18 protein-coding genes are annotated in these 23,888 nt (G+C 61.3%); 13 read left to right on the top strand and 5 right to left on the bottom strand.

Features of this window, described 5'->3' with window-relative positions; genetic code table 11:
* Positions 1-201 precede the first annotated feature (201 nt).
* The 11 genes from gluQRS to DW49_RS0114235 all read left to right on the top strand — a co-directional run bounded on the left by gluQRS (position 202) and on the right by DW49_RS0114235 (position 14,632).
* Positions 202-1,089 carry a tRNA glutamyl-Q(34) synthetase GluQRS gene (gluQRS, locus tag DW49_RS0114285; RefSeq protein ID WP_005614890.1) on the top strand — a complete coding sequence of 296 codons (888 nt, stop codon included), beginning with the start codon at positions 202-204 and terminating at the stop codon, positions 1,087-1,089.
* A gap of 98 nt (positions 1,090-1,187) precedes the next feature.
* A complete protein-coding gene (locus DW49_RS0114280) occupies positions 1,188-1,364 on the top strand; it encodes a hypothetical protein (RefSeq protein ID WP_002552060.1) in 177 nt (58 codons plus the stop codon).
* On the top strand, positions 1,348-4,311 hold the full coding sequence (locus DW49_RS0114275; protein ID WP_024421295.1) for a sensor histidine kinase: 2,964 nt from the start codon (positions 1,348-1,350) through the stop codon (positions 4,309-4,311). Before DW49_RS0114280 ends, DW49_RS0114275 begins: the two co-directional genes overlap by 17 nt.
* A 22-nt stretch (positions 4,312-4,333) precedes the next feature.
* Positions 4,334-5,770, top strand: a complete 1,437-nt coding sequence (locus DW49_RS0114270; protein WP_005614849.1) for a sigma-54-dependent transcriptional regulator — start codon at positions 4,334-4,336, stop codon at positions 5,768-5,770.
* A gap of 699 nt (positions 5,771-6,469) precedes the next feature.
* On the top strand, positions 6,470-7,873 hold the full coding sequence (locus tag DW49_RS0114265) for a polynucleotide adenylyltransferase PcnB (RefSeq protein ID WP_003382274.1): 1,404 nt from the start codon (positions 6,470-6,472) through the stop codon (positions 7,871-7,873).
* Positions 7,866-8,372 carry a 2-amino-4-hydroxy-6-hydroxymethyldihydropteridine diphosphokinase gene (folK, locus tag DW49_RS0114260; protein WP_005614847.1) on the top strand — a complete coding sequence of 169 codons (507 nt, stop codon included), beginning with the start codon at positions 7,866-7,868 and terminating at the stop codon, positions 8,370-8,372. Before DW49_RS0114265 ends, folK begins: the two co-directional genes overlap by 8 nt.
* A gap of 228 nt (positions 8,373-8,600) precedes the next feature.
* Entirely contained in the window at positions 8,601-9,401 is an 801-nt protein-coding gene (gene panB / locus DW49_RS0114255; RefSeq protein WP_005614845.1) for a 3-methyl-2-oxobutanoate hydroxymethyltransferase, read from the top strand.
* Positions 9,398-10,249, top strand: coding sequence for a pantoate--beta-alanine ligase (gene panC, locus DW49_RS0114250; RefSeq protein WP_005614843.1), 852 nt, complete (start codon positions 9,398-9,400; stop codon positions 10,247-10,249). Before panB ends, panC begins: the two co-directional genes overlap by 4 nt.
* Before the next feature lie 242 nt (positions 10,250-10,491).
* Entirely contained in the window at positions 10,492-12,156 is a 1,665-nt protein-coding gene (gene pgi, locus DW49_RS0114245; protein WP_003382270.1) for a glucose-6-phosphate isomerase, read from the top strand.
* A 290-nt stretch (positions 12,157-12,446) separates the two neighbouring features.
* A complete protein-coding gene (locus tag DW49_RS0114240; RefSeq protein WP_005614838.1) occupies positions 12,447-13,313 on the top strand; it encodes an oxygenase MpaB family protein in 867 nt (288 codons plus the stop codon).
* 140 nt (positions 13,314-13,453) lie between these two features.
* A complete protein-coding gene (locus DW49_RS0114235) occupies positions 13,454-14,632 on the top strand; it encodes an acetyl-CoA C-acetyltransferase (protein WP_005614835.1) in 1,179 nt (392 codons plus the stop codon).
* A gap of 20 nt (positions 14,633-14,652) precedes the next feature.
* On the opposite strand, the gene DW49_RS0114230 is transcribed toward DW49_RS0114235, so the two are convergent.
* The 3 genes from DW49_RS0114230 to ptsP are packed head-to-tail and all read right to left on the bottom strand — an operon-like array spanning position 14,653 to position 20,228.
* Positions 14,653-16,407, bottom strand: coding sequence for a PTS fructose-like transporter subunit IIB (locus DW49_RS0114230; RefSeq protein ID WP_005614833.1), 1,755 nt, complete (start codon positions 16,405-16,407; stop codon positions 14,653-14,655).
* A gap of 12 nt (positions 16,408-16,419) precedes the next feature.
* A complete protein-coding gene (gene pfkB, locus DW49_RS0114225) occupies positions 16,420-17,361 on the bottom strand; it encodes a 1-phosphofructokinase (RefSeq protein WP_003382263.1) in 942 nt (313 codons plus the stop codon).
* Positions 17,361-20,228, bottom strand: a complete 2,868-nt coding sequence (gene ptsP / locus DW49_RS0114220; protein WP_005614830.1) for a phosphoenolpyruvate--protein phosphotransferase — start codon at positions 20,226-20,228, stop codon at positions 17,361-17,363. Before ptsP ends, pfkB begins: the two co-directional genes overlap by 1 nt.
* A gap of 353 nt (positions 20,229-20,581) precedes the next feature.
* Between ptsP and cra the strand changes: the two genes are divergently transcribed.
* Together cra and DW49_RS0114210 are read left to right on the top strand one after the other, a co-directional pair.
* Complete coding sequence (cra, locus tag DW49_RS0114215) at positions 20,582-21,577, top strand: catabolite repressor/activator (RefSeq protein WP_005614829.1); 996 nt, start codon at positions 20,582-20,584, stop codon at positions 21,575-21,577.
* Positions 21,574-22,374, top strand: a complete 801-nt coding sequence (locus DW49_RS0114210; RefSeq protein ID WP_005614827.1) for a TatD family hydrolase — start codon at positions 21,574-21,576, stop codon at positions 22,372-22,374. Before cra ends, DW49_RS0114210 begins: the two co-directional genes overlap by 4 nt.
* 6 nt (positions 22,375-22,380) lie before the next feature.
* Here DW49_RS0114210 and ampE read toward each other — a convergent pair whose 3' ends face one another.
* Together ampE and ampD are read right to left on the bottom strand one after the other, a co-directional pair.
* Positions 22,381-23,217 (bottom strand): regulatory signaling modulator protein AmpE, encoded by an 837-nt coding sequence (gene ampE, locus DW49_RS0114205; protein ID WP_005614825.1) that lies wholly within the window; start codon positions 23,215-23,217, stop codon positions 22,381-22,383.
* Positions 23,218-23,232: 15 nt separating this feature from the next.
* Positions 23,233-23,781, bottom strand: coding sequence for a 1,6-anhydro-N-acetylmuramyl-L-alanine amidase AmpD (gene ampD, locus DW49_RS0114200; RefSeq protein ID WP_005614824.1), 549 nt, complete (start codon positions 23,779-23,781; stop codon positions 23,233-23,235).
* Positions 23,782-23,888 lie beyond the last annotated feature (107 nt).

Raw genomic sequence — 23,888 nt, 5'->3', positions numbered from 1 at the left:
AGCGTCACGCAACGCATTCCGACGCAGGAGCGTGCGGAACGATAACCTCAACTATCGTGAGGCGCTCCGCGTCGCATGCCTTTCTGGACGCTCCGCGTCCCATCTTGAGCCTGCGGTGCGTCACAAAAGACATTTCCACTGGAATGAGGTATCCGGAGTTTCGCTTGCCCACTCAAGCCCGCCGCCCGTAACATCCGGCGCATGAAAAAACCGGCCTATATCGGGCGCTTTGCGCCGACTCCCAGTGGTTATCTGCATTTTGGCTCGCTGGTCGCAGCGCTGGCGTCTTATCTGGATGCCCGTGCGGTGGGCGGTCAGTGGCTGTTACGCATGGAAGACCTCGACCCTCCGCGCGAGGTAGCTGGCGCGCAGTTGGCGATTCTTGAAACACTCGAGCGCTACGGCTTTGAATGGGACAGCGAGATGGTCCGGCAGAGCGAGCGCCATGACGCCTACGCCGACATTCTTCAGCGCTGGTTCAATCACGGCCTGGCCTATGCCTGCACCTGCTCGCGCAAGCAGCTCGAGGACTTTGAAGGCGTGTACCCCGGTTTCTGCCGCAATACAGGGCATGCGCCAGAAAACGCTGCAATCCGCATTCGCGTGCCGGAGCTGGAGTATCGCTTCGAAGACCGTGTGCAGGGCACATTCCACATGCACCTTGGGCGCGAAAGCGGCGACTTCGTGATCCGCAGGCGCGACGGTCTGTATGCCTATCAACTCGCCGTCGTCATCGACGACGCCTGGCAAGGCGTCACCGATATCGTGCGTGGTGCCGATCTGCTGGACTCTACCCCACGTCACTTGTACCTGCAAGAACTGCTGGGCCTGCCCCAGCCGCGCTACCTGCATGTGCCGTTGATCACCCAGCCGGACGGCCACAAGCTCGGCAAATCCTATCGCTCCCCGCCTTTGCCTGCCGATCAGGCAACACCGCTACTGCTGCGGGCGCTGCGAGCACTGGGGCAACCGGTCGACGCGCACATGGCCGATGGCACCGCGCAAGAAGTGCTTGCCTGGGGCATTCAGCACTGGAACGCCTCGCTCATACCGCGACTGCGCACTATTGAAGAAGCCCGGATAGACTGATCCAGAGCGGTCGCTGAAAACTGTGATGCAAGGATGCTTGCAGGTTGTCCGGCATCCGTTAACATGCCGCTCCTCATCTACCAGCGCAGGGAGACCAGATGTACATTTACCGGTTGGTTTTGCTTCTGGTGGTAGGCATTTATCTGTTCTCTCCGGCCATCATGGACTGGTGGATCGACGCGACCGGCGCCTGGTATCGGCCCTACATGCTGTGGCTGATCCTGATCGTGGTGACGTTCATTCTGCAAAGCCAGCGAGATGCCGATGAGCTTTAGTCTGACGCAGATGCTGCTGGTCAGCGCCGCTTATCTGCTGGTGCTGTTCGGCGTGGCCTGGATCAGCGAGCGCGGGCTGATTCCGCGCTGGATCATTCGCCATCCTCTGACCTACACCCTGTCGCTCGGTGTATACGCCAGCGCTTGGGCGTTCTACGGCACGGTCGGTCTGGCCTACCAGTATGGCTACGGCTTTCTGTCCAGCTACCTCGGCGTTTCCGGGGCGTTTCTGCTCGCGCCAGTGCTGCTTTATCCGATCCTGAAAATCACCCGTACCTATCAGTTGTCGTCGCTGGCCGACCTGTTCGCCTTCCGCTTTCGCAGCACCTGGGCCGGCGCGCTGACCACGGTGTTCATGCTGATCGGCGTGCTGCCGTTGCTGGCCTTGCAGATTCAGGCCGTGGCCGACTCCATTGGCATTCTGACACGCGAACCGGTGCAGGACCGCGTCGCCGTGGCATTTTGCGCACTGATCACCCTGTTCACGATCTTCTTTGGCTCGCGGCATATCGCAACCCGTGAGAAGCACGAAGGCCTGGTGTTCGCTATCGCCTTTGAATCGCTGATCAAGCTGATCGCCATGGGTGGCGTCGGGCTGTATGCCTTGTATGGCGTGTTCGACGGCCCGCAACAGCTCGAATTGTGGCTGTTGCAGAACCAGACCGCCCTCGCCTCGCTGCACACACCGTTGCAGGAAGGCCCGTGGCGTACGCTGCTGCTGGTGTTCTTCGCCTCGGCCATCGTCATGCCGCACATGTACCACATGACCTTCACGGAAAACCTCAACCCGCGCTCGCTGGTCAGCGCCAGTTGGGGGCTGCCGCTGTTTCTGCTGTTGATCAGCCTGGCCGTGCCGCTGATTCTCTGGGCCGGGCTCAAGCTCGGAGCCACCACCAGCCCGGAATATTTCACCCTCGGGATCGGCATCGCTGCCAACAGCAAGTCGCTGGCCTTGCTGGCCTATGTCGGCGGGCTTTCGGCCGCCAGCGGGTTGATTATCGTCACCACCCTGGCGTTGTCGGGCATGGCGCTCAACCATCTGGTGCTGCCGCTTTATCAGCCACCGGCTGAAGGCAATATCTATCGCTGGCTGAAATGGACCCGACGCGGCCTGATCGTGGCGATTATCGCGTTGGGTTACGGCTTCTACCTGATGCTGGGCGCGCAACAAGACCTGGCCAATCTGGGCATCGTGGCTTTCGTGGCAACCCTGCAGTTCCTGCCCGGCGTGCTATCGGTGCTGTACTGGCCGACCGCCAACCGGCGTGGCTTCATCGCCGGCCTGCTGGCCGGGATCAGCGTCTGGGCGGTCAGCATGTTGCTGCCGCTGATCGGCAACCTGCAGGGCTTCTATATTCCCTGGCTGAACATGATCTACGTGCTGGACGACACCAGTTGGCACATGGCAGCTATCGCGTCGCTCGCAGCCAACGTGCTGCTGTTTACCCTGATCTCGCTGTTCACCAACGCCAGCCCCGAAGAAGTCAGCGCCGCCGAGGCCTGCGCCGTCGACAACATGCGTCGCCCGCAACGCCGCGAGCTGCATGCGGTTTCGCCTCAGGAGTTCGCCACGCAACTGGCCAAGCCGTTGGGCGCGAAAGCCGCACAAAAAGAAGTCGAACAGGCGCTGCGCGACCTCTACCTGCCGTTCGACGAGCGCCGCCCGTATGCGTTGCGCCGCCTGCGTGACCGGATCGAAGCCAACCTGTCCGGGCTGATGGGGCCAAGCGTCGCCCAGGACATGGTCGAAACCTTCCTGCCGTACAAGTCAGGCAGCGAAAAATACGTCACCGAAGACATCCATTTCATCGAAAGCCGGCTTGAGGACTACCACTCGCGCCTGACCGGCCTGGCCGCCGAACTCGACGCCTTGCGCCGCTACCACCGTCAGACGCTGCAGGAGCTGCCGATGGGCGTCTGCTCGCTGGCCGAAGATCAGGAGATCCTGATGTGGAACCGGGCCATGGAAGAGTTGACCGGAATCGTCGCCCAACGGGTGGTCGGCTCGCGCCTGGACACCATTGCAGAACCCTGGAAAGGCCTGCTGACCGGTTTCACCAGCCTTCCCGATGAACATTTGCACAAGCAGAAGCTCGGGCTGGACGGGCAGACCCGCTGGCTGAACCTGCACAAAGCGGCCATCAACGAGCCACTCGCGACAGGCAACAGCGGGCTGGTCGTGCTGGTCGTGCTGGTCGAAGACCTCACCGACACTCAGATGCTCGAAGACAAACTGGTGCATTCGGAACGGCTGGCCAGCATTGGCCGACTGGCGGCAGGCGTGGCGCACGAGATCGGCAACCCGATCACCGGCATTGCCTGCCTTGCGCAGAACCTGCGTGAAGAGCGCGAAGAAGATGGCGAACTGAAAGAAATCAGCAGCCAGATCCTCGAGCAGACCAAACGCGTGTCGCGCATCGTCCAGTCGCTGATGAGCTTCGCACACGCGGGCGCGCATCAGCACAGCGACGAAGCCGTCTGTCTGGCCGAAGTGGCTCAGGATGCCATTGGTCTGCTGGCCCTTAACCGGCGCAATTTCGAAGTGCACTTCTATAACCTGTGCAACCCCGAGCATTGGGCCGTTGGCGATCCGCAGCGATTGGCGCAGGTGCTGATCAATCTGCTCTCCAACGCGCGCGATGCTTCCCCGGCAGGCAGCGCCGTGCGGGTCAGAAGCGAAGCATCCGAGCACACTGTGGACCTCATCGTCGAAGACGAAGGCAGTGGGATTTCAAAGGCAATCATGGACAGATTGTTCGAGCCGTTCTTCACCACAAAGGACCCTGGCGAGGGAACCGGACTTGGCCTTGCGCTGGTCTATTCCATCGTTGAAGAGCATTATGGACAAATCACCATCGACAGCCCGGCAGATCCCGAGCAACAGCGTGGTACCCGTATTCGGGTGACCTTGCCACGCCATGTCGACGCGACGTCCACCGCGAACTGAGACCGTCGAGAGAACTGAATCAATGCCGCATATTTTGATCGTCGAAGACGAAACGATTATCCGCTCAGCCCTGCGTCGTCTGCTTGAACGCAATCAATATGAAGTCAGTGAAGCCGGCTCCGTTCAGGAGGCTCAGGAACGTTTCAGCATTCCCTCGTTTGATCTGATCGTCAGCGACCTGCGCCTGCCGGGCGCACCGGGCACTGAACTGATCAAGCTGGGCGAAGGCAAACCGGTGCTGATCATGACCAGCTACGCCAGCCTGCGCTCGGCGGTCGATTCAATGAAGATGGGCGCGGTTGACTACATTGCCAAGCCCTTCGACCACGACGAAATGCTCCAGGCCGTTTCGCGCATCCTGCGCGATCGTCAGACCGTCAAAAGTCTGCAGGATGAGCGCAGCGCGCTGGCCGCCAAAGCGAGTAGTACTGACAAAGGTCCGGCGCAGAACCACAATGGCGAGATCGGCATCATCGGCTCCTGTGCGCCCATGCTCGATCTCTACAGCAAGATTCGCAAGGTGGCACCGACCGACTCCAACGTTCTGGTTCAGGGCGAGTCGGGCACCGGTAAAGAACTGGTTGCCCGCGCTCTGCACAATCTGTCGCGCCGTGCCAAGGCGCCGATGATTTCCGTCAACTGTGCGGCCATCCCGGAATCGCTGATCGAATCCGAATTGTTCGGTCACGAAAAAGGCGCGTTCACCGGCGCCAGCGCAGGCCGTGCAGGCCTGGTTGAAGCGGCCGACGGCGGCACGCTGTTTCTCGATGAAATCGGCGAACTGCCGCTGGAAGCTCAGGCGCGCCTGCTGCGTGTATTGCAGGAAGGTGAAATTCGACGCGTCGGCTCAGTGCAATCGCAGAAGGTCGATGTGCGCCTGATCGCCGCGACCCACCGGGACCTCAAGACGCTGGCCAAAAATGGCGAGTTTCGTGAAGACCTGTTCTACCGTCTGCACGTTATAGCCCTGAAACTGCCGGCATTGCGCGAGCGTGGCAGCGACATACTGGAAATTGCCCGCGCGTTCCTCGTGCGCCAAAGCGCCAAGGTCGGTCGCGACGACCTGAAATTTGCCCCCGATGCCGAACAGGCCATCCGTCATTACAGCTGGCCGGGCAACGTGCGCGAACTGGAAAACGCCGTGGAACGCTCGGTGATCCTCTGCGAGAACCCGGAAATCACCGCCGACCTGCTGGGTATCGACATCGAACTGGACGGTCTGGACGACGATGAGTACATGGGCATGGCACCGCTGCCGGGCTCTTCCAGCTCGACAGGCAACGAGCCGGCCGAAGACCTGTCGCTTGAAGACTACTTTCAGCACTTCGTTCTGGAGCACCAGGACCACATGACCGAAACCGAGCTGGCTCGCAAACTGGGCGTCAGCCGCAAGTGCCTGTGGGAACGCCGCCAGCGTCTGGGCATTCCCCGTCGCAAGGGTGTGGCCAACGAAACGTAAAGCTCTGCGCAAGGCTCTGGCACGCGGTGCACAGGGCTGTGTGCAAACTGTTACCGCAAGCACTTCACGTAACAAAAGCCGGGTCTTACGGTAACGCAGGCCCGGCTTTTTTGTGCCCCGAAAAAACCGCCAATCACCGCAAGGCCCCGGTTTATGGGGCTTTTCAAAAGTTGGCACAGCTTCTGCTATGTGCTTAGTACAAGAAAAACAACAAGCAGTACGACACCCATAACAAGAACAATACGAATCGACTCACGCATAACAAGAACAACACGGCGGAGGCGCAGCTAACTGATTCTTTTGGAGAGGAGTTGTATTTGGGGCTTGCCCCGCAACCAGGCCGAGAACAATAAAAACTACCCTTAGGTAGAGCCTGAACTGGTTGGATCGAATGATCATTGCAACGCAGCGACCAAAGCAATCCGTTTGCTCTTGACTCCCGATTGGGAGGGTTCACAGACAAAGTCTCGTGAATGGGCACTCAACAAAAACAAGAAGCCCGTACAGAAAATAAAAATAAAGAGCACACACTTTGGGGGAGCTTCGGCTCCCCCAGTAGCTTCCAGACCCTATCCGCGCCGTAGTTTGTCCCTTCCGCGACAGCTTCCTACACCATCCCTCGACTAAATGCTAGAATCCCCGCCCATCATGCGGTCATTCCACGTTTTTGGCCGAATATTCCTTCAAACAGTGCATCCCATGCTGAAGAAGTTGTTCCAGTCATTTCGTTCCCCTCTGCGCAAACCGCAGCAACATACGCGCACCACGCCTGAAGTGCTCAATAGCAGCCAGCATTCGCTGCAACGCAGTCAGTTCAGCCGTTATGCCGTCAATATTGTCGAGCGTCTGCAAAACGCAGGCTATCAGGCCTATCTGGTCGGTGGCTGCGTACGCGACATGATGCTCAATATCACGCCCAAGGATTTTGACGTCGCCACCAGTGCCACGCCGGAACAAGTGCGTGCCGAGTTCCGCAATGCGCGTATCATCGGCCGCCGGTTCAAGCTGGTGCATATCCACTTCGGTCGTGAAATCATCGAAGTGGCGACGTTCCGCGCCAATCATCCACAGGATGATGAAGAAGAGGACAGCAATCAGTCCTCGCGCAATGAAAGCGGACGCATCCTGCGTGACAACGTTTACGGCACGCTTGAAGAAGACGCTCAGCGTCGCGACTTCACGATCAATGCGCTGTATTACGACCCGGTCAGCGAGCGTGTTCTGGATTACGCCAACGGCGTACATGACATCCGCAATCGTCTGATCCGCCTGATCGGCGACCCGGAGCAACGTTACAAGGAAGACCCGGTGCGCATGCTGCGTGCCGTGCGCTTCGCGGCCAAACTGGATTTCGGCATCGAAAAACACAGTGCCCAGCCGATCCGCGCACTGGCACCCATGCTGCGCGATATTCCATCGGCACGCCTGTTCGAAGAGGTGCTCAAGCTGTTCCTCTCCGGTTATGCCGCGCCGACGTTCGAGATGCTGGTTGACCTGGAGCTGTTCGAGCCCCTGTTCCCGGCCAGCTCAAAGGCGCTGGAATACAACCCGACCTACACCCACACGCTGATCAGCAATGCCCTGATCAACACTGACCTGCGCATCAAGCAGAACAAACCGGTCACCCCGGCGTTCCTGTTTGCCGCCCTGCTCTGGCCTGCGCTGCCGGCCAAGGTGCTGCGTGCCCAGGAACGTGGCATGCCGCCGATTGCAGCCATGCAGGACGCCGCTCACGAACTGATCATCGAGCAGTGCCAGCGCATCGCGATCCCCAAGCGCTTCACCCTGCCGATCCGCGAAATCTGGGACATGCAGGAGCGCCTGCCGCGTCGTTCAGGCAAACGTGCCGACCTGTTGCTGGACAACTCGCGCTTCCGTGCCGGCTACGACTTCCTGCTGCTACGCGAAAGCGCGGGCGAGCAGACTGACGGTCTGGGCCAATGGTGGACCGATTATCAGGACTGCAATGACAGCGAACGTCGCGACATGATTCGTGACCTCAGCAACAAGCCGGAAGCCGCCGGCGCTGCTCCGCGCAAGCGTCGTCGCAACAGTGGCGCCAAACGCAAGCGCAGCAGTGGCGAGGCGCAAAGCGGTGAGTAAACCGCTGTTGGCCACCGAACGTGTTTACATTGGCCTGGGCAGCAACCTTGCTGACCCGGCAGAGCAACTGCGCAGCGCCATCAAGGCGCTGGCGCAACTGCCAGACACCACGCTGATTGGCGTGTCCTCGTTCTATGTCAGCGACTCGCTGCTGCCCGGTCAACCGCGCTTTACCAATGCCGTCGCCGCGCTGGACACCACCCTGCCACCGCTGATGCTGCTTGACGCGTTGCAGGCCATCGAGCTGGGTCAAGGGCGTGAACGTCACGAACGCTGGGGGCCGCGCACCCTGGACCTCGATATTCTGCTGTTCGGCGAACGAGTCATGGACGAGGCACGCCTCAAAGTGCCGCACTACCACATGCAGGCGCGCGCATTCGTGCTGTATCCGCTGGCAGAGCTGGCGCCAGAGCTGACCCTGGCCGACGGACGTGAGCTGACCCACCTGTTGAGTGAATGCCCGTTTACAGGTCTTGAGCGCCTGCCCGCCAGCGTCTGAAGCCTGACTGTCACCGCACATGTGTAACCGGTACGACACACAGGTAACACCTGCAATTGACTTCACGCCCCCTCCTCACGAAGATAGGCCTCCCGCCGCTGCCGCACTGGCGAACGGGCGCGAAACAGGCCTTTGCAAAACACCGCGACACGACGGTGTGCCTGCTTTTCCAGGATGACTCTCACGCGCTGAGCACTCGGGTTCACAGCGCCTGATGGAGAACTTTACATGCCGAACATAACCGTTACGTCGCTGCTGGCCATGAAGCAGAAGGGTGAGAAAATCACCATGCTGACCTGTTACGACGCAACCTTCGCCCACACGGCCTGCCAGGCGGGTGTCGAAGTGCTGCTGATAGGCGACTCGCTGGGCATGGTCCTGCAGGGGCACGACAGCACCTTGCCGGTCACCACCGCCGAGACCGCCTACCACGTGGCCTGCGTGAAACGCGGCAATCAGGGTGCGTTGATTCTTGCCGACCTGCCGTTCATGGCCAACGCCACGCTGGAGCAGACCTTCATCAACAGCACCACGCTGATGCAGGCCGGTGCGCACATGATCAAGGTCGAGGGCGCTGCGTGGCTGGGCGAATCGATCCGCCTGCTGGCAGAGCGCGGGATCCCGGTGTGCGCGCACATGGGCCTGACGCCGCAATCGGTCAACGTGCTGGGCGGTTACAAGGTTCAGGGGCGACTGGAAGCGCAGGCGCGGCAGATGCGCGCCGACGCCATCGCGCTGGAACAGGCAGGCGCCGCCATGATCCTGCTGGAGTGCGTGCCGAGCGAGTTGGCCGAAGAAATCACCCACGCGGTAAAGATTCCGGTCATCGGCATAGGCGCAGGCAGCGCCACCGACGGCCAGGTGCTGGTATTGCACGACATGCTGGGCCTGTCCATCACCGGGCGCGTACCCAAGTTCGTGAAAAACTTCATGATCGGTCAGCCCGACATTCAGTCGGCCATCCAGGCCTACGTCAGCGCCGTCAAAGACGTCAGTTTTCCGGCCATTGAACACGGATTCTCGGCATGAACACAGTAAAGACCGTACTGGAACTGCGCGCCGCCGTTGCGCGGGCACGCAGCGAAGGCAAGCGGATCGCGTTGACCCCGACCATGGGCAACCTGCACAGCGGCCACGCCGCACTGGTGACCAAAGCGGCCCAGCGCGCTGACTTCGTGGTGGCGACCATTTTCGTCAACCCGCTACAGTTCGGCCCCAACGAAGACCTGGCCACCTACCCGCGTACGCTGGCGGCCGATCAGGAAAGGCTTCTGCAAGCCAGTTGCAACCTTTTGTTCACCCCAGGCGTCGAGGAAATGTACCCGCACGGCATGGCCGATCAGACCCTGGTCAGCGTCCCGCACCTTTCGCAAGGCCTGTGTGGCGCCAGCCGCCCCGGCCATTTCGAAGGTGTCGCCACGGTGGTCAGCAAGCTATTCAATATGGTGCAGCCTGATCTGGCGATCTTCGGCGAGAAAGACTTCCAGCAACTGGCGGTGATTCGCGCCATGGTCCGCGACCTGAACATGCCTATCCAGATCATCGGCGAGCCGACCGTGCGCGCCGATGACGGTCTGGCGTTGTCATCGCGCAACGGCTATCTGGATGAAGCGCAGCGCGCTGCGGCACCGGCTCTGTATCAAGCCATTCGCCAGACAGCCGAGGCGATCAGCGCAGGCGAGCAGGACTTCGATACGCTGCTGAGCAGCAAGAAACAGCAACTGCAAGCGGCCGGCTTTCGCATCGACTATCTGGAAATACGTAATGCCGACAGCTTGCGCCCGACCACTGCCGAGGATCCCGACCTGGTGATTCTCGCCGCTGCATTTATGGGTAAAACCCGCCTGATCGATAACCTGCACCTGACCAGGGGCTGAACGGCTGCGCTGGCGGCAGTGAACTAAGCCACACCGCCAGTGCCCTATCGTTAATCATGACCGACAGCATTCGATTGAAAGCCCCGGCTCACCGTGTGCGAAAAAGTACCGGGGTCAAGTAAGGCGAAGCGCAGACAAACAGGTACGCGAAGGGTAGTCTGCTCTGCATAGCCAGTGAGAAAGCGTGCAACCTCGCTCCAATAATATCCAAAGACAGAATCAGTTAAAGGAAACCCGCAGCGATGGCGTACTACCGCAATCCTTCCGATGTGACCGCTCTGCCTGCCTGGCAAGCGCTGACCAAACACCGCCAGGCCATGCAGGATTTCAGCATGCGTGAAGCGTTCACGGCTGATCCCAAGCGCTTCAGCCAGTTCACGCTCAGCAGCGCCGGTCTGTTTCTGGACTACTCGAAAAACCTGATCACTGCCGAAACCCGCGACCTGCTGGTTGCGCTGGCCAGTGAAGTGGGCCTCAAGGACGCGATCAAGGCTCAATACGATGGCGAGCTGGTCAACTCATCCGAAGGTCGTCCGGCGCTGCACACCGCACTGCGCCGCCCGGTAGGCGACAAGCTGAAAGTCAACGGCGTCGATGTGATACCCGACGTTCACCGCGTGCTTAACCAGATGACCGAGCTGGTCGGCCGCATCCACGACGGCCTGTGGCGCGGTTACACCGAAAAGCCGATCACCGACGTAGTGAACATCGGCATTGGCGGCTCGTTCCTGGGCCCCGAACTGGTTTCCGAAGCGCTGGTGGCGTATGCACACAAGGGTGTGCGTTGCCATTACCTGGCGAACATCGATGGCAGTGAATTTCATGAACTGTCGATGAAGATTCGCGCCGAAACCACGCTGTTCATCGTTTCGTCGAAATCCTTCAATACCCTCGAAACCCTGAAAAATGCCCAGGCTGCACGCGCCTGGTACCTGGCGCAGGGCGGCTCGGAAGTCGAACTGCATCGCCACTTCATTGCGGTCTCCAGCAATAATGCGGCAGCGGTCGCGTTCGGTATCCGTGAAGAAAACATCTTCCCGATGTGGGACTGGGTCGGCGGCCGTTATTCGCTGTGGTCGGCTATTGGTTTGCCTATCGCGCTGGCCATCGGCATGTCCAACTTCAAGGAACTGCTGTCCGGTGCCTACACCATGGACCAGCACTTCCAGAGCGCCCCTTTTGAACAGAACATGCCGGTGCTGCTCGCGCTGCTGGGTGTCTGGTACGGCAACTTCTGGAACGCGCAAAGCCACGCGATCCTGCCGTACGACCACTACCTGCGCAACATCACCAAACACTTGCAACAACTGGACATGGAATCCAACGGCAAAAGCGTTCGCCAGGACGGTACGCCGGCACTCACGGATACCGGCCCGGTCATCTGGGGTGGCGTAGGCGCCAACGGGCAACACGCTTACCACCAGTTGCTGCACCAAGGCACACAGATGATCCCGGCCGACTTCATCGTGCCGATCGTCAGCTTCAACCCGGTTGCCGACCACCATCAATGGCTGTACGCCAACTGCCTGTCGCAAAGCCAGGCGTTGATGATGGGCAAGACCCGCGCCGAAGCCGAAGCCGAGCTGCGTGACAAGGGCATGAGCGAGGAAGAGGTGCAAAAACTCGCACCGCACAAGGTCATCCCCGGCAACCGTCCGAGCAACACGCTGGTGGTAGAACGTATCAGCCCGCGTCGCCTTGGCGCGCTGGTGGCCATGTATGAGCACAAAGTGTTCGTGCAGAGCGTGATCTGGGGCACCAACGCCTTTGACCAATGGGGTGTGGAGCTGGGCAAGGAAATGGGCAAGGCTGTGTACCAGCGTCTGACCGGCGGCACCGAAGAACCGGCAGACGATGCATCGACCCAGGGCCTGATCAACTACTTCCGCGGCCGTCACCGCGGCTAAGCGCAATAGCCCCACGCTCTACGGGCAGAAGCCTGGGTCCTCAGGGCTTGTGTCTAACCATGAGTGCGTACGCTCTCCTTGTGGGAGCGGACTTGTCCGCGAAAGCTTTATTTCGGGCGGTACATCTTTAGCGGATGTACTGGCCTCTTCGCGAACAATGCGGATCGCCGCCCCGGTCGCTCCCACGCCCTGCGGGCAGAAGCCCCGTCCCGGTGGCGCTCAGGACATGTGCTTAACAGTGAGCGCGTTACGGACGCTAAACGTGCCCCTCCCCGCTGCATGAGCCCGACATGGAATTCATCCGTACCCGCATCGAAACCCAGGTCATCAGCCTCACCGGCCTGGCCCTCGGTCAACTGGACCTGGAGAACCCCAAGGGCGATCCGGGTCTGTTTGGCCCTCAGTCGGTGTGCTGGAAGGTGCATGGCGACTTCACCAGCATGCTGGTCGGCGGCATCAGCGCGCTGATGTTACAGGCGCTGCATCCGTTGGCATTGGCGGGTATCTGGGACCATTCCAGCTTTCGCCAGGACATGCTCGGCCGGTTGCGGCGTACCGGGCAGTTTCTGTCCGGCACGACCTACGGCTCCACACAGGACGCCAACTGGTTGATCGACAAGGTGCGCGCCATTCACCTGAACGTCACCGGCACGGCGCCTGACGGTCGTCCTTATGCCGCCAGCGACCCGGACCTGCTGACCTGGGTGCACGTCGCCGAAGTCAGCAGCTTTCTTGCCGCGCATTTGCGTTACCGCAATCCGGCGCTGTCACTGGCCGATCAGGACCTGTATTACGCTGAAACCGCGCTGATCGCAGAACGCCTGGGCGCTCGCAACGTGCCGCGCTCCCGTCAGGCCATCGCGGACTATCTGGCAGACATCCGCGGGCAACTGGTGTGCGATGAGCGCAGCCGCGAGGTGCTGCGCCTGCTGCTCGACGCGCCTGCACCCAATTGGCTGGCCAAGCCCTTCGGCGTGCTGATGATGCGCGCCGGTGTCGACCTGTTACCCGTCTGGGCCAGCGAGATGCTCGACGTCACTCAAGGCCCGGTGCAACGCAGGCTGATCCGGCTGGGCGTGAACAACACCGCGCCCATCCTGCGCTGGGCAGTGCGCGACGGCTCGGCGCAGCGTGCCAAAAGACGCATGGGCGTCTGAGCCCCCCCACACACGCAGCAAAACGTGACCGACCGGTTCGCGGTTGGAACCGGCACGCCCTTCTGTGACACCATGAATCTCTTGATCAAAGCGCTCCGGCTCTGCCGGTTCAGCCCCCAAAAACAATGAGGATCAGCACCATGCAAGACGTCGTTATCGTCGCCGCCACCCGCACCGCCGTGGGCAGTTTCCAGGGTTCACTGGCCGCCGTCCCCGCTGTCGATCTGGGCGCAGCGGTCATTCGCCAACTGCTGGCCCAGACCGGTGTGGACGGCGCGCTGGTCGATGAAGTCATCATGGGCCAGGTGCTGACCGCTGGTGCGGGCCAGAATCCGGCGCGTCAGGCCGCCATCAAGGCGGGCCTGCCCTTCTCCGTACCGGCCATGACCCTCAACAAGGTCTGCGGCTCGGGCCTCAAGGCGCTGCACCTGGCGACCCAGGCCATTCGCTGCGGCGACGCAGACATCGTCATCGCCGGCGGACAGGAAAACATGAGCCTGTCCAATTACGTCTTGCCCGGCGCACGCACCGGTTTGCGCATGGGCCATGCCAGCATGATCGACACGATGATCACCGACGGCCTGTGGGATGCCTTCAACGATTACCACATGGGCATCACCGCCGAAAACCTGGCTCAGAAGTACGAGATCAGCCGTGAAGCCCAGGATGCCTTCGCGGCCTCGTCCCAGCAAAAAGCCATTGCCGCTATCGAGGCCGGGCGTTTTGTCGATGAAATCACCCCGATCCTGATCCCTCAGCGCAAAGGCGAGCCGTTGTCCTTCGCCACTGATGAACAGCCGCGGGCGGGCACCACGGCTGAAACACTCGGCAAACTCAAACCCGCCTTCAAGAAAGACGGCACCGTCACCGCGGGCAATGCATCGTCGCTCAACGATGGCGCTGCTGCCGTGATGTTGATGAGCGCGACCAAGGCAGAGCAGTTGGGCTTGCCGGTACTCGCGCACATCGCGGGGTACGCCAACGCAGGTGTCGACCCGGCCATCATGGGCATCGGCCCGGTCAGCGCGACCCGCCGCTGCCTGGACAAGGCCGGTTGGTCGCTGGACGAACTGGACCTGATCGAGGCCAACGAAGCGTTCGCTGCGCAGTCGCTGTCGGTCGGTAAGGAATTGGGGCTGAACCCGCAGAAGCTCAATGTCAACGGCGGCGCTATCGCCATCGGCCACCCGATTGGCGCATCAGGCTGCCGCGTACTGGTAACGCTGCTGCACGAGATGATCAGGCGTGATGCAAAAAAAGGCCTGGCCACGCTGTGTATAGGCGGTGGCCAGGGTGTTGCCCTCGCGCTGGCACGCTGAGGGCATTTATAACGTGGTGATCAGGCGCCTGCGGGTGCCGCTTGCAGCTCGACTGGCTCAGGCCGCTTGATCAGCGCGTAGACCACACCGGTCAGCACGCTACCGGCAACAATCGCCAGCAGATAAAGCAGCGCATGGTTGATCGCGTTAGGGATCAGCATCACGAACAGCCCGCCGTGCGGTGCCATCAGCTTGCAGCCAAAATACATCGACAATGCACCGGTCAGCGCACCGCCAACCACACTGGCCGGAATCACCCGCAACGGGTCCTTGGCGGCGAACGGGATGGCACCTTCCGAAATGAAGCACAGCCCCAACACGAAAGCCGCCTTGCCTGCCTCACGCTCGCTTTGCGCAAACTTGCGGCGCGCCAGGATCGTGGCGATGCCCATGCCGATTGGCGGCACCATACCGGCAGCCATTGCAGCGGCCATCGGCGCGTAGCTCTGTGAAGCCAGCAGGCCCACCGAGAACGCGTAGGAGGCCTTGTTGATGGGCCCGCCCAAATCAACACACATCATCGCGCCGAGCAACACACCCAGCAGAATCGCGTTGGTGGTGCCCATGCTGTCGAGGAAGTGCGTCAGCGCTTCGAGCATGCCCGCCACCGGCTTGCCGACCACGTAGATCATCACCAGACCGGTGAACAGGCTCGACAGCAACGGGATGATCAGAATCGGCTTGAGCGCTTCGACGCTGGCAGGCAGGCGTGCGTAACGGTTGATCGCCGCCGCGCTGTACCCGGCCAGAAAACCGGCGATGATGCCGCCGATGAACCCGGCACCCAGCGTCGTCGCCAGCAAACCACCGATCATCCCCGGTGCCAGACCCGGACGGTCAGCAATGGAATAGGCGATGTAACCGGCCAGCAACGGCACCATCAGTTTGAACGCGGCTTCCCCGCCGATCTGCATCAAGGCCGCCGCCAGCGTGCCTTGCTCCTTGAACGCCGTAATGCCGAACACGAACGACAGCGCAATCAGCAGACCGCCCGCCACCACCATCGGCAGCATGAACGACACGCCGGTCAGCAGGTGCTTGTAGACCCCGGCCTTCTCTTGCTTGGCGGGCGACTTGGCGGTGGCCTCGTCAGATTCGACCTGGCCTTCTGCCAAGGCCTTTTTCAGTGTCGCTTCGGATTGCTTCAGCGCAATCCCGGTGCCGCAACGGTAGATTTTCTTGCCTGCAAAACGGTCGGTGTTGACCTCGATATCGGCAGCCAGCAACACTACGTCGGCATCGGCAATGGCTTGAGCACTGAGTGGATTGCGCGCGCCAACCGAACCCTGGGTTTCGACTTGCAGATCATAATCCAGCCGCTTGGCCGCCTGCTGAATCGCCTCGGCGGCCATGAACGTGTGCGCAACACCGGTCGGGCAGGCAGTGATCGCAACGATGCGCGGTTTTGCCCCGGCGTTGCCAACGGAAGTTGCAGTGGCTTGAGGCGCGGCAGCCTGAGACGCCACATGCACCTGCGCCTCTTTCGCGGCGCGCTGTAAAAACCCGTCTACATCCTGTAACGCATGGGCAGGCGAGTCTTGAAACAGACGCTTGCCGACAAAACGGCTGAGGTCTACCGGGCCGGTGTTGACCACCAGCACCAGATCTGCGGCCTGGATATCCTCAGGCGACAGCTGCTGATCGGCCTTGTTGGGGTCGATGATTTCGACGCTGGTTTCCCAGCGCTGACGCAGTGCCGCCGCTTCGAGCAATCGTGCGCTGAGTACGCTGCTGACCTTGCCGTTCGGGCAGGCCGTAACTATGGCTAACTTCATGACGATCCTCTCTTATTGTTCTGTCAGGCTGCGTACAGTGACGCCGCCTTCAAGCCGTTTGAGTTGCGCGGCGTCGGTGATACCGAAACCGATCTGGGTCACGGCCATGGCGGCGATGGCCGTGGCCGTGCGCAAAATCTTCTGTGGCTCATGACCGCCGATCAGGCCGTGGACCATGCCCGCCAGCAGCGAATCCCCTGCGCCTACCGTGCTGGCCACCGTGACCTTGGGCGGCAATGAATGCAGCGCCACGCTCGGGCTGAACCAGTGCACGCCTTCGGAACCCTGCGAAATCACCACGTGTTCGATACCCTGGGCATGAAGGCGCGCAGCCGCCTCGGCTTGCGCGGCGATGGAAATGATCGGCGCGTCGAGCGCGTCGGCCAGTTCCTCGGTATTGGGCTTGATCAGCCACGGCCCGGCAGCAAGACCGGCACGCAAGGCCAGCCCGCTGCTGTCCAGCGCCACTTTCAGACCCAGACCCTTGAGCATCAGCAACAGCTTTTGCAGCCACTCAGGCGTGACACCGCGCGGCAGGCTGCCCGCCACCACCACCACATCAAAACCTGGCGCAATCTGTTCCACACGGGCGAACAACGCTTGTTGCGCTTCTTCGCTGACCTGCGGCCCAGGGCCGTTGAGGTCGGTGATGCGGCCACTGCTTTCGGCCATCTTGATGTTGCTGCGGGTTTCCCCCGGCACGCGCACAAACTCGTCGACAAAGTGACGACGCTCGAACAACGCCTCGAACGCCTGCTGGTTGTCGATGCCGAGAAAACCGGCAACGGTCAGCTCGTGGCCCAGGTCAGCCAGCACCTGCGCCACGTTGAGGCCCTTGCCGGCTGCGTGAGTGAGCATTGCATTGCTGCGGTTGACCTGGCCCAGCTCCAACTGCCCCAACTGTAGCGTCAGGTCCAGCGCCGGGTTCATGGTCAGGGTAAGAATCTTCGCCATTACACAGCCTCCACAAGCGCACGGACTTCGGCAGCGCTGCCCGCCGTCAGCGCTTTTTGCGCCAGTTGTTGAGCACTGCTCAGGGTCAGTTCACGGACACAGGCCTTAACCTCGCCAATGCTGCGCGCCGACACACTCAGTTCGTCCACGCCCAGGCCAACCAGCACCGGCACCGCCAGCGGGTCGGCGGCCAGTTCGCCACACACGCCCACCCATTTGCCATTGGCATGCGCGGCACGCACGGTCATGTCGATCAGTTGCAGCACCGAAGGGTGCAGGCCGTCAGCCTGAGCCGACAGGGTCGGATGGCCGCGGTCGATGGCCATGGTGTATTGCGTCAGGTCATTGGTGCCAATGCTGAAAAAATCCACTTCCCTGGCCAGCACCGGAGCGATCAACGCGGCCGACGGCACTTCGATCATGATCCCCAGTTGCAGGTCGCTGACCGGAATTTCCGCGCGCAGTCGCTCGGTCATGGCACGCGCCTCACGCCACTCTTCAAGGGTGCCGATCATCGGGAACATGATGCGCAGCGGGCCGCTGTCGGCTGCGCGCAACAAGGCGCGAAGCTGGCTTTCCATGACATCGGGACGCTGCAGGGTCAGACGAATGCCGCGCACCCCCAGGAACGGGTTTTCTTCCTTGGCGATCGGCCAGTAAGGCAACGGCTTGTCGCCGCCGACGTCCAGCGTGCGCACCACCAACGGACGACCGCCGAGGTCGGTCAGCACGCGGCGGTACTCAGCTTCCTGCGTGGCTTCGTCCGGCGCCTGAGAATGGGCCATGAACAGCAATTCGGTACGCAGCAGGCCAACGCCTTCAGCGCCCTGCTCCACCGCAGCGGGAGTGCCGGTGCTGTCGCCGATGTTGGCGAAGACTTCAACGGCGTGGCCGTCACGGGTCACAGCAGGTTCCATACGCGCCGCGGCGGCGGCCTTGAGGCGTTCCTCGCGGGCATCACGATCCTGAACGGCGCGCTGCAAGGTGGCTTCGTCAGGCGCAACGGTAAGGCGTCCGCGCTGGCTGTCGAGCAGCAGCACGGTGCCGGGCTTGAGCAGCAGCACTTCGTCACCGGCACCGACCAGCGCGGGAATGCCCAGCGCACGGGCAACAATGGCGCTGTGCGCGGTCGCGCCGCCGCGAGCGGTCAGAATACCGGCGACCTGCGCCGGGTCCAGACGGGCAACGTCGGACGGGCCGACTTCGTCCATCACCAGAATGTAAGGTTCGTCGGGCGCCGCAACGGTTTCAACACCGCAGATCTGCGCCAGTACGCGCCGACCCACATCGCGCAGGTCGGCGGCGCGCTCGGCCAGCAGCGCATCTTTGAGTTGCGCCTGCTGAACAGCAGCCGCTTCGATGACCGTGGCCCAGGCAGCTGCCGCACTTTCGTTGTCGTTCAGACGCTGCTCGACTTCGCGGGTCAGTTCCGGGTCTTCAAGCATCTCCTGGTGGGTGATGAAGATTTCACGGATGGCCTTGGACTTGCTGCGCTGAATCAGGTTTTCGATGTCACGGCGCACTTCGCCGATGGCCGTGTGCAGACGCTCGCGCTCGGCCGCAACCGATTCGCCCTTTTGCGGGTAATCGAAGGTCTGCAACACTTGCACGTGCGCAGGGCCGATGGCAATGCCAGGCGAGGCCGGCACAGCCGACAACACACTGCCCGCCGCCGGTGCGTTAATCGGTTTGGCGACAGCAGAAGGCGTCGGCGCGGCCTCAGGCTCGCTGGCAGCAGGCAATGGCTCGATTTCTTCGCCAAGCCCCTGTTCTACCGCAGCGATCAGCGCAGGCAGCGCGTCGGCAGCGATGCTCGGCTCGGCAATGAACTCCAGTGTCTGACCACGGCGCACGCCCAGGCTGAGCAGCTTGCTCAAACTCTTGGCCGACACCGCAGACTCGCCGGTTTCCAGCACGCGCACACGAACTTCGCCTTCGAATTCCTTGGCCAGTTGCGCCAGTATCTTGGCTGGACGGGCATGCAGGCCGTGCGCGTTGGCCAGTTGAATCTGTTGGGTTGGCCATTCAGCAGGCACTTCGCCGCCCAGCGCTTCAAGGACGACACGGCTGTTGGTGGCATGGCCCAGTTCATGGCCACGCCCTTCGATCAGCAGCAGGCACAATCGCTCGAGCAACGCCTGATGCGCTTCACCCAGGCTGGCAAGACAGAACAAGCCGGTCAGCGGCTGACCCAGATAACGAATCGGTTTGTCTGGCGTCACAAACGCCAGGCCCGGGCGCTTGACGGTCTGCTCACTGTGCAGCCACCACAGGCCGTCACCCAGTGAAAGGGCTTCGACCTGTTGCAGCACCGCGGCAAAGCCGTTGCTCACACAGTCGGCCTTGCGCAGCAAACGCGCGCCACGCCAGACCAGTTCTTCAAAATCGTCGGCCGATACGCCGAGACTGATCATTTGCGCATCAAGCGCCAGCTCTTGCGGCGCGCCCTGCAACAGCTTGAGCAGGTCTTCCGGGCTCTTCGCTTCACGCAGCGCCTGGCCCAGGTCCTCTTCGCCCAGCGCGCGGGTCAGCAGTTGCAGCAGGCGCAAGTGCTCGTCGGACTTGGCCGCGATGCCAATCGCCAGGTAGACCATTTGCCCGTCACCCCAATCCACCCCTTCGGGGAACTGCATGAGGCGCACGCCGGTGGTGAACACCAGGTCGCGGGTTTCGGGGGTGCCGTGGGGAATGGCGATACCCTGACCGAGAAAGGTCGAGCCTTGCTGCTCGCGGTTCATCAGCCCGGTGAGGTAGCCCTCGGCAACCAGGCCATCAGCGACCAGGTGGTCGGCAAGCAGTTTCAGTGCGGCAGTTTTATCCACAGCCGACTGGGCCATGGATATTTGCCCCAGAGTGAGTTCGAGCATTGCCTTGACTCCTGTGCAGCGCCAAGGCGCCACCTGATTCTTGTTTTAATGGCGATCACATGTGATCGCCAGCTAAGAGGATGAAGTGATGCCCATCGAATATCCTATCGGACATCAGTTTCATCTCGATTGCAGCAGACAACAGGCGTGCTGAATCGTTTAATCTACAATTGCCCGGCACGTTACTCGATTCTGTGCGTTCATTGAAGCCCAGTCGGTCCGATCGCTGTAGGAGACTTCCTAAAATACTTGAAGTACTTAGGAATTTCCTACGGTCTGGTGTAATGATCGCCGCCACGGCGAAAACAATTCGACGGTCCTGAACCGCCTGGCCAACTAAAGGAATTTTCGGGGTGAAACTGAGCGATATTGCACGTCTGGCAGGTGTTTCTGTCACCACCGCCAGCTATGTCATCAACGGCAAGGCCGAACAACAACGCATCAGCCCCGCAACGGTCGAGCGCGTCAAGGCGGTGGTCGAGCAATACGACTTCCGGCCCAACCCTCAAGCAGCGGGCCTGCGCAGTCGTCACAGCAAAACGCTGGGCTTCATCCTGCCGGATCTGGAAAACCCCAGCTATGCGCGTATCGCCAAACTGCTCGAGCAGGGCGCGCGCAGCCTTGGCTATCAATTGCTGATTGCCAGCTCCGATGATGACCCGGTCAGTGAACTGCAGCTGTTACAGCTGTTTCGCGCACGCCGCTGTGACGCCCTGCTGGTCGCCAGCTGCCTGCCGCCCAGCGACGCGAGCTATCGCGATTTGCAGCTCAAAGGCATTCCGATCATCGCCATCGACCGGGAAATGGACCCGAACTTCTTCTGCTCGGTGGTCAGCGACGACCACGATGCCAGCCTGCAACTGACGCGCAGCCTGCTGCAGACCCAGCCAAGGCACATCGCCCTGATCGGTGCGCGCCCCGAACTGAGCATCAGCCGGGCCCGGGCCGCAGGCTTCGAGCACGCTCTGGATGGCTTTGCCGGCACCACCATTGTTGAACATGGCGAAGCATTCAGCCGCCAGTGCGGGCAGCGCCTGATGTCCGAGATGCTGCAACGCCAGGGGCATTTTCCAGATGCACTGATCACCACTTCCTATGTGCTGCTGCAAGGCGTGTTCGACGTGCTGCAAAGCCAGTCACTCAACACGACCTCATTGCACCTGGGCACGTTCGGTGACACGCAATTGCTGGATTTCCTGCCGTTGCCCGTCAATGCGATGGCCCAGCAACATCAGCTGATCGCTGACAAAGCGCTGCAACTGGCCTTGGCCGCCATCGAGAAGGACGATTATCAACCTGGCGTGCATGCCATCGTGCGCGCCTTCAAGCAACGCATTCACGGGGTGTGAAGGTGTCGCTGATCGATACCCACACCCACCTGGACTTCCCGGACTTCGATGCCGACCGCGCTCAAGTCCTGGAGCATTGCCGCTCGCTGGGCGTGCAGCGCATGGTGGTACTCGGGGTGTATCAGCGTGACTGGCAGCGGTTATGGGACCTGACCGAAGCCAATCCGCAGTTGCATGCTGCGTTCGGCCTGCACCCGGCTTATATCGATGAGCACCAGGCAGAGCACCTGACCGAACTGGGCGACTGGCTGACCCGCCTCAAAAGCCATCCGCAGTTGTGCGCAGTGGGCGAGATTGGCCTGGATTACTACGTCGATCATCTGGACAAGGTGCGTCAGCAGGAAGTCTTCGAGGCGCAGTTGCAGTTGGCGTCCGACTTCAATCTGCCTGCCTTGCTGCATGTGCGCCGCAGTCATGCCGATGTGATTGCCACCCTCAAGCGCTACCGGATCAAGCGCAGCGGCATCGTTCATGCTTTCGCAGGCAGCCGTGAAGAAGCGCGCGAATACATAAAGCTCGGTTTCAAACTGGGCCTGGGCGGCGCAGCAACCTGGCCACAGGCGCTGCGCATGCATCGCGTAATCGCCGACCTGCCGCTGAACAGCGTGGTGCTGGAAACCGATGCACCGGACATGGCCCCGGCCATGCATCCCAATCAGCGCAACAGCCCTGAGCACTTGCCGGACATCTGTCAGGCGCTCGCGGCCCTGATGAACATCAGCCCGCAGCGCCTGGCCGAAGCGAGCACAGAGAATGCCTGCCAGCTGTTTGACTGGCCTCATACAGCCAGTCGTTGAGGCAAATCAGCGCAACAGCGTCCACAACGCAAACCCTGCGTACCAGACAATCGCGGCACGCACCAGCAGCTCCCAGAGCATGTCGAGGCTCGTCACCCCTTGCGTCCCGATGACCGGCGGCGGGACCTCGCTGGCGGCACAGCCAATGCGGGTGATCAATTGCGCGGCGCTGATGTTCCAGTTGAGCAGCTCATGCAGCATCACCCGGCTGACCGCGACAAAATTGCCGACCAGCGCAAAGCTTGCCGCCAGCAACCTGACCGGAACCCAGTCGAAGGCGTGGCGCAACTGCCCTGCCCGCTCGACCAGCGCGGGTGTCTTGCCATGTTCAGCGGCAAGGGCCAAAAGCCGATAAGCCAGCGCCGCCACCGGGCCGAGCACGAAATACCAGAAGATCACTGCGAAAAAACTCTGGAACGCCTGCCAGAGCATGTAACCCTGCACGCCTTGCAGCAATTGCTCGCCATCATCGGCCTCGACGCCCATGTCGCGCTGGGCAACGTGCACCGCGGCCTGCGCGTCGCCACGTCGGCAGGCATCGCGGAACGGGCCGAGCACTGCAATCAGATCGACCCGCCCCAGGCTGTAGATCAGCACCAGCAGGTGGATGGGCAGTACCAGCCAGCCATACGCCACCGACCCGATAATGGTCAGCGCCAGTTGCAGCAGCAAAACCGGCACCAGAATCAGCAACGCCAGCGTCAGCCAGGGGCGTTTCGCCGTACGCGGGCTGGCCTCACGCCTGGCCAACGCATTCAGCCACGGTTCATCACGTTGCACGCGCTGACGCAGGGCAGAAAACTTTTCGATAAGTACTGCCAGCAGTAGCACCAGAAAACTCATTGTTCGTCCCTCGGGTCAATCCTGCAAAGCCGCTTGAAACCTGCCCCAGTCGAAACAGGGGCCCGGATCAGTCTTGCGTCCCGGCGCTATGTCGCTGTGGCCACAAATGCGCTCGGGGGTAATCGCTACGTAAGCCTGTCGTAACTGACGCGTCAGGTCGATCAGTGCGTTGTATTGCGCATCGGTGAACGGCTGTTCGTCAGTGCCTTCCAGCTCGATGCCGACGGAGAAGTCATTACACCCCTCACGCCCGTCGAAGCTGGACACGCCGGCGTGCCATGCGCGATCAAGACAAGAGACGAACTGAATGACGTCGCCATCACGTTCAATCAGAAAATGCGCTGAAACGCGCAGGTCGGCAATCCCCATAAAGTAGGGATGCTCGGTGGTGTCCAGTTGGTTCTGGAAGAAAGCCTGCACTTTGCCGGTTTTGAATTGTGCCGGCGGCAGGCTGATGTTGTGGATCACCAGCAGCGATATCTCGCCTGTGGGTCGCGCATTGAAGTTGGGCGAAGGGCAGTGCTGCACGCCATCGCACCAACCGCTTGCGGGGTCCAGTTGCATGTGTGCTCCTTGTGCGAGCGGATGAGTGGCGTTGATTATGCCCGCGACAGAAACAGATGTGGGGGTTCACTCGCGGACCCGCAACGTAGGAAATGCCCTCTGTACGA

It is taken from the genome of Pseudomonas avellanae BPIC 631 (assembly GCF_000444135.1).
GTDB lineage: Bacteria > Pseudomonadota > Gammaproteobacteria > Pseudomonadales > Pseudomonadaceae > Aquipseudomonas > Aquipseudomonas avellanae.
Note: the sequence above shows the minus strand (reverse complement) of the source record. Positions and strands in the feature narration are given on the sequence as shown.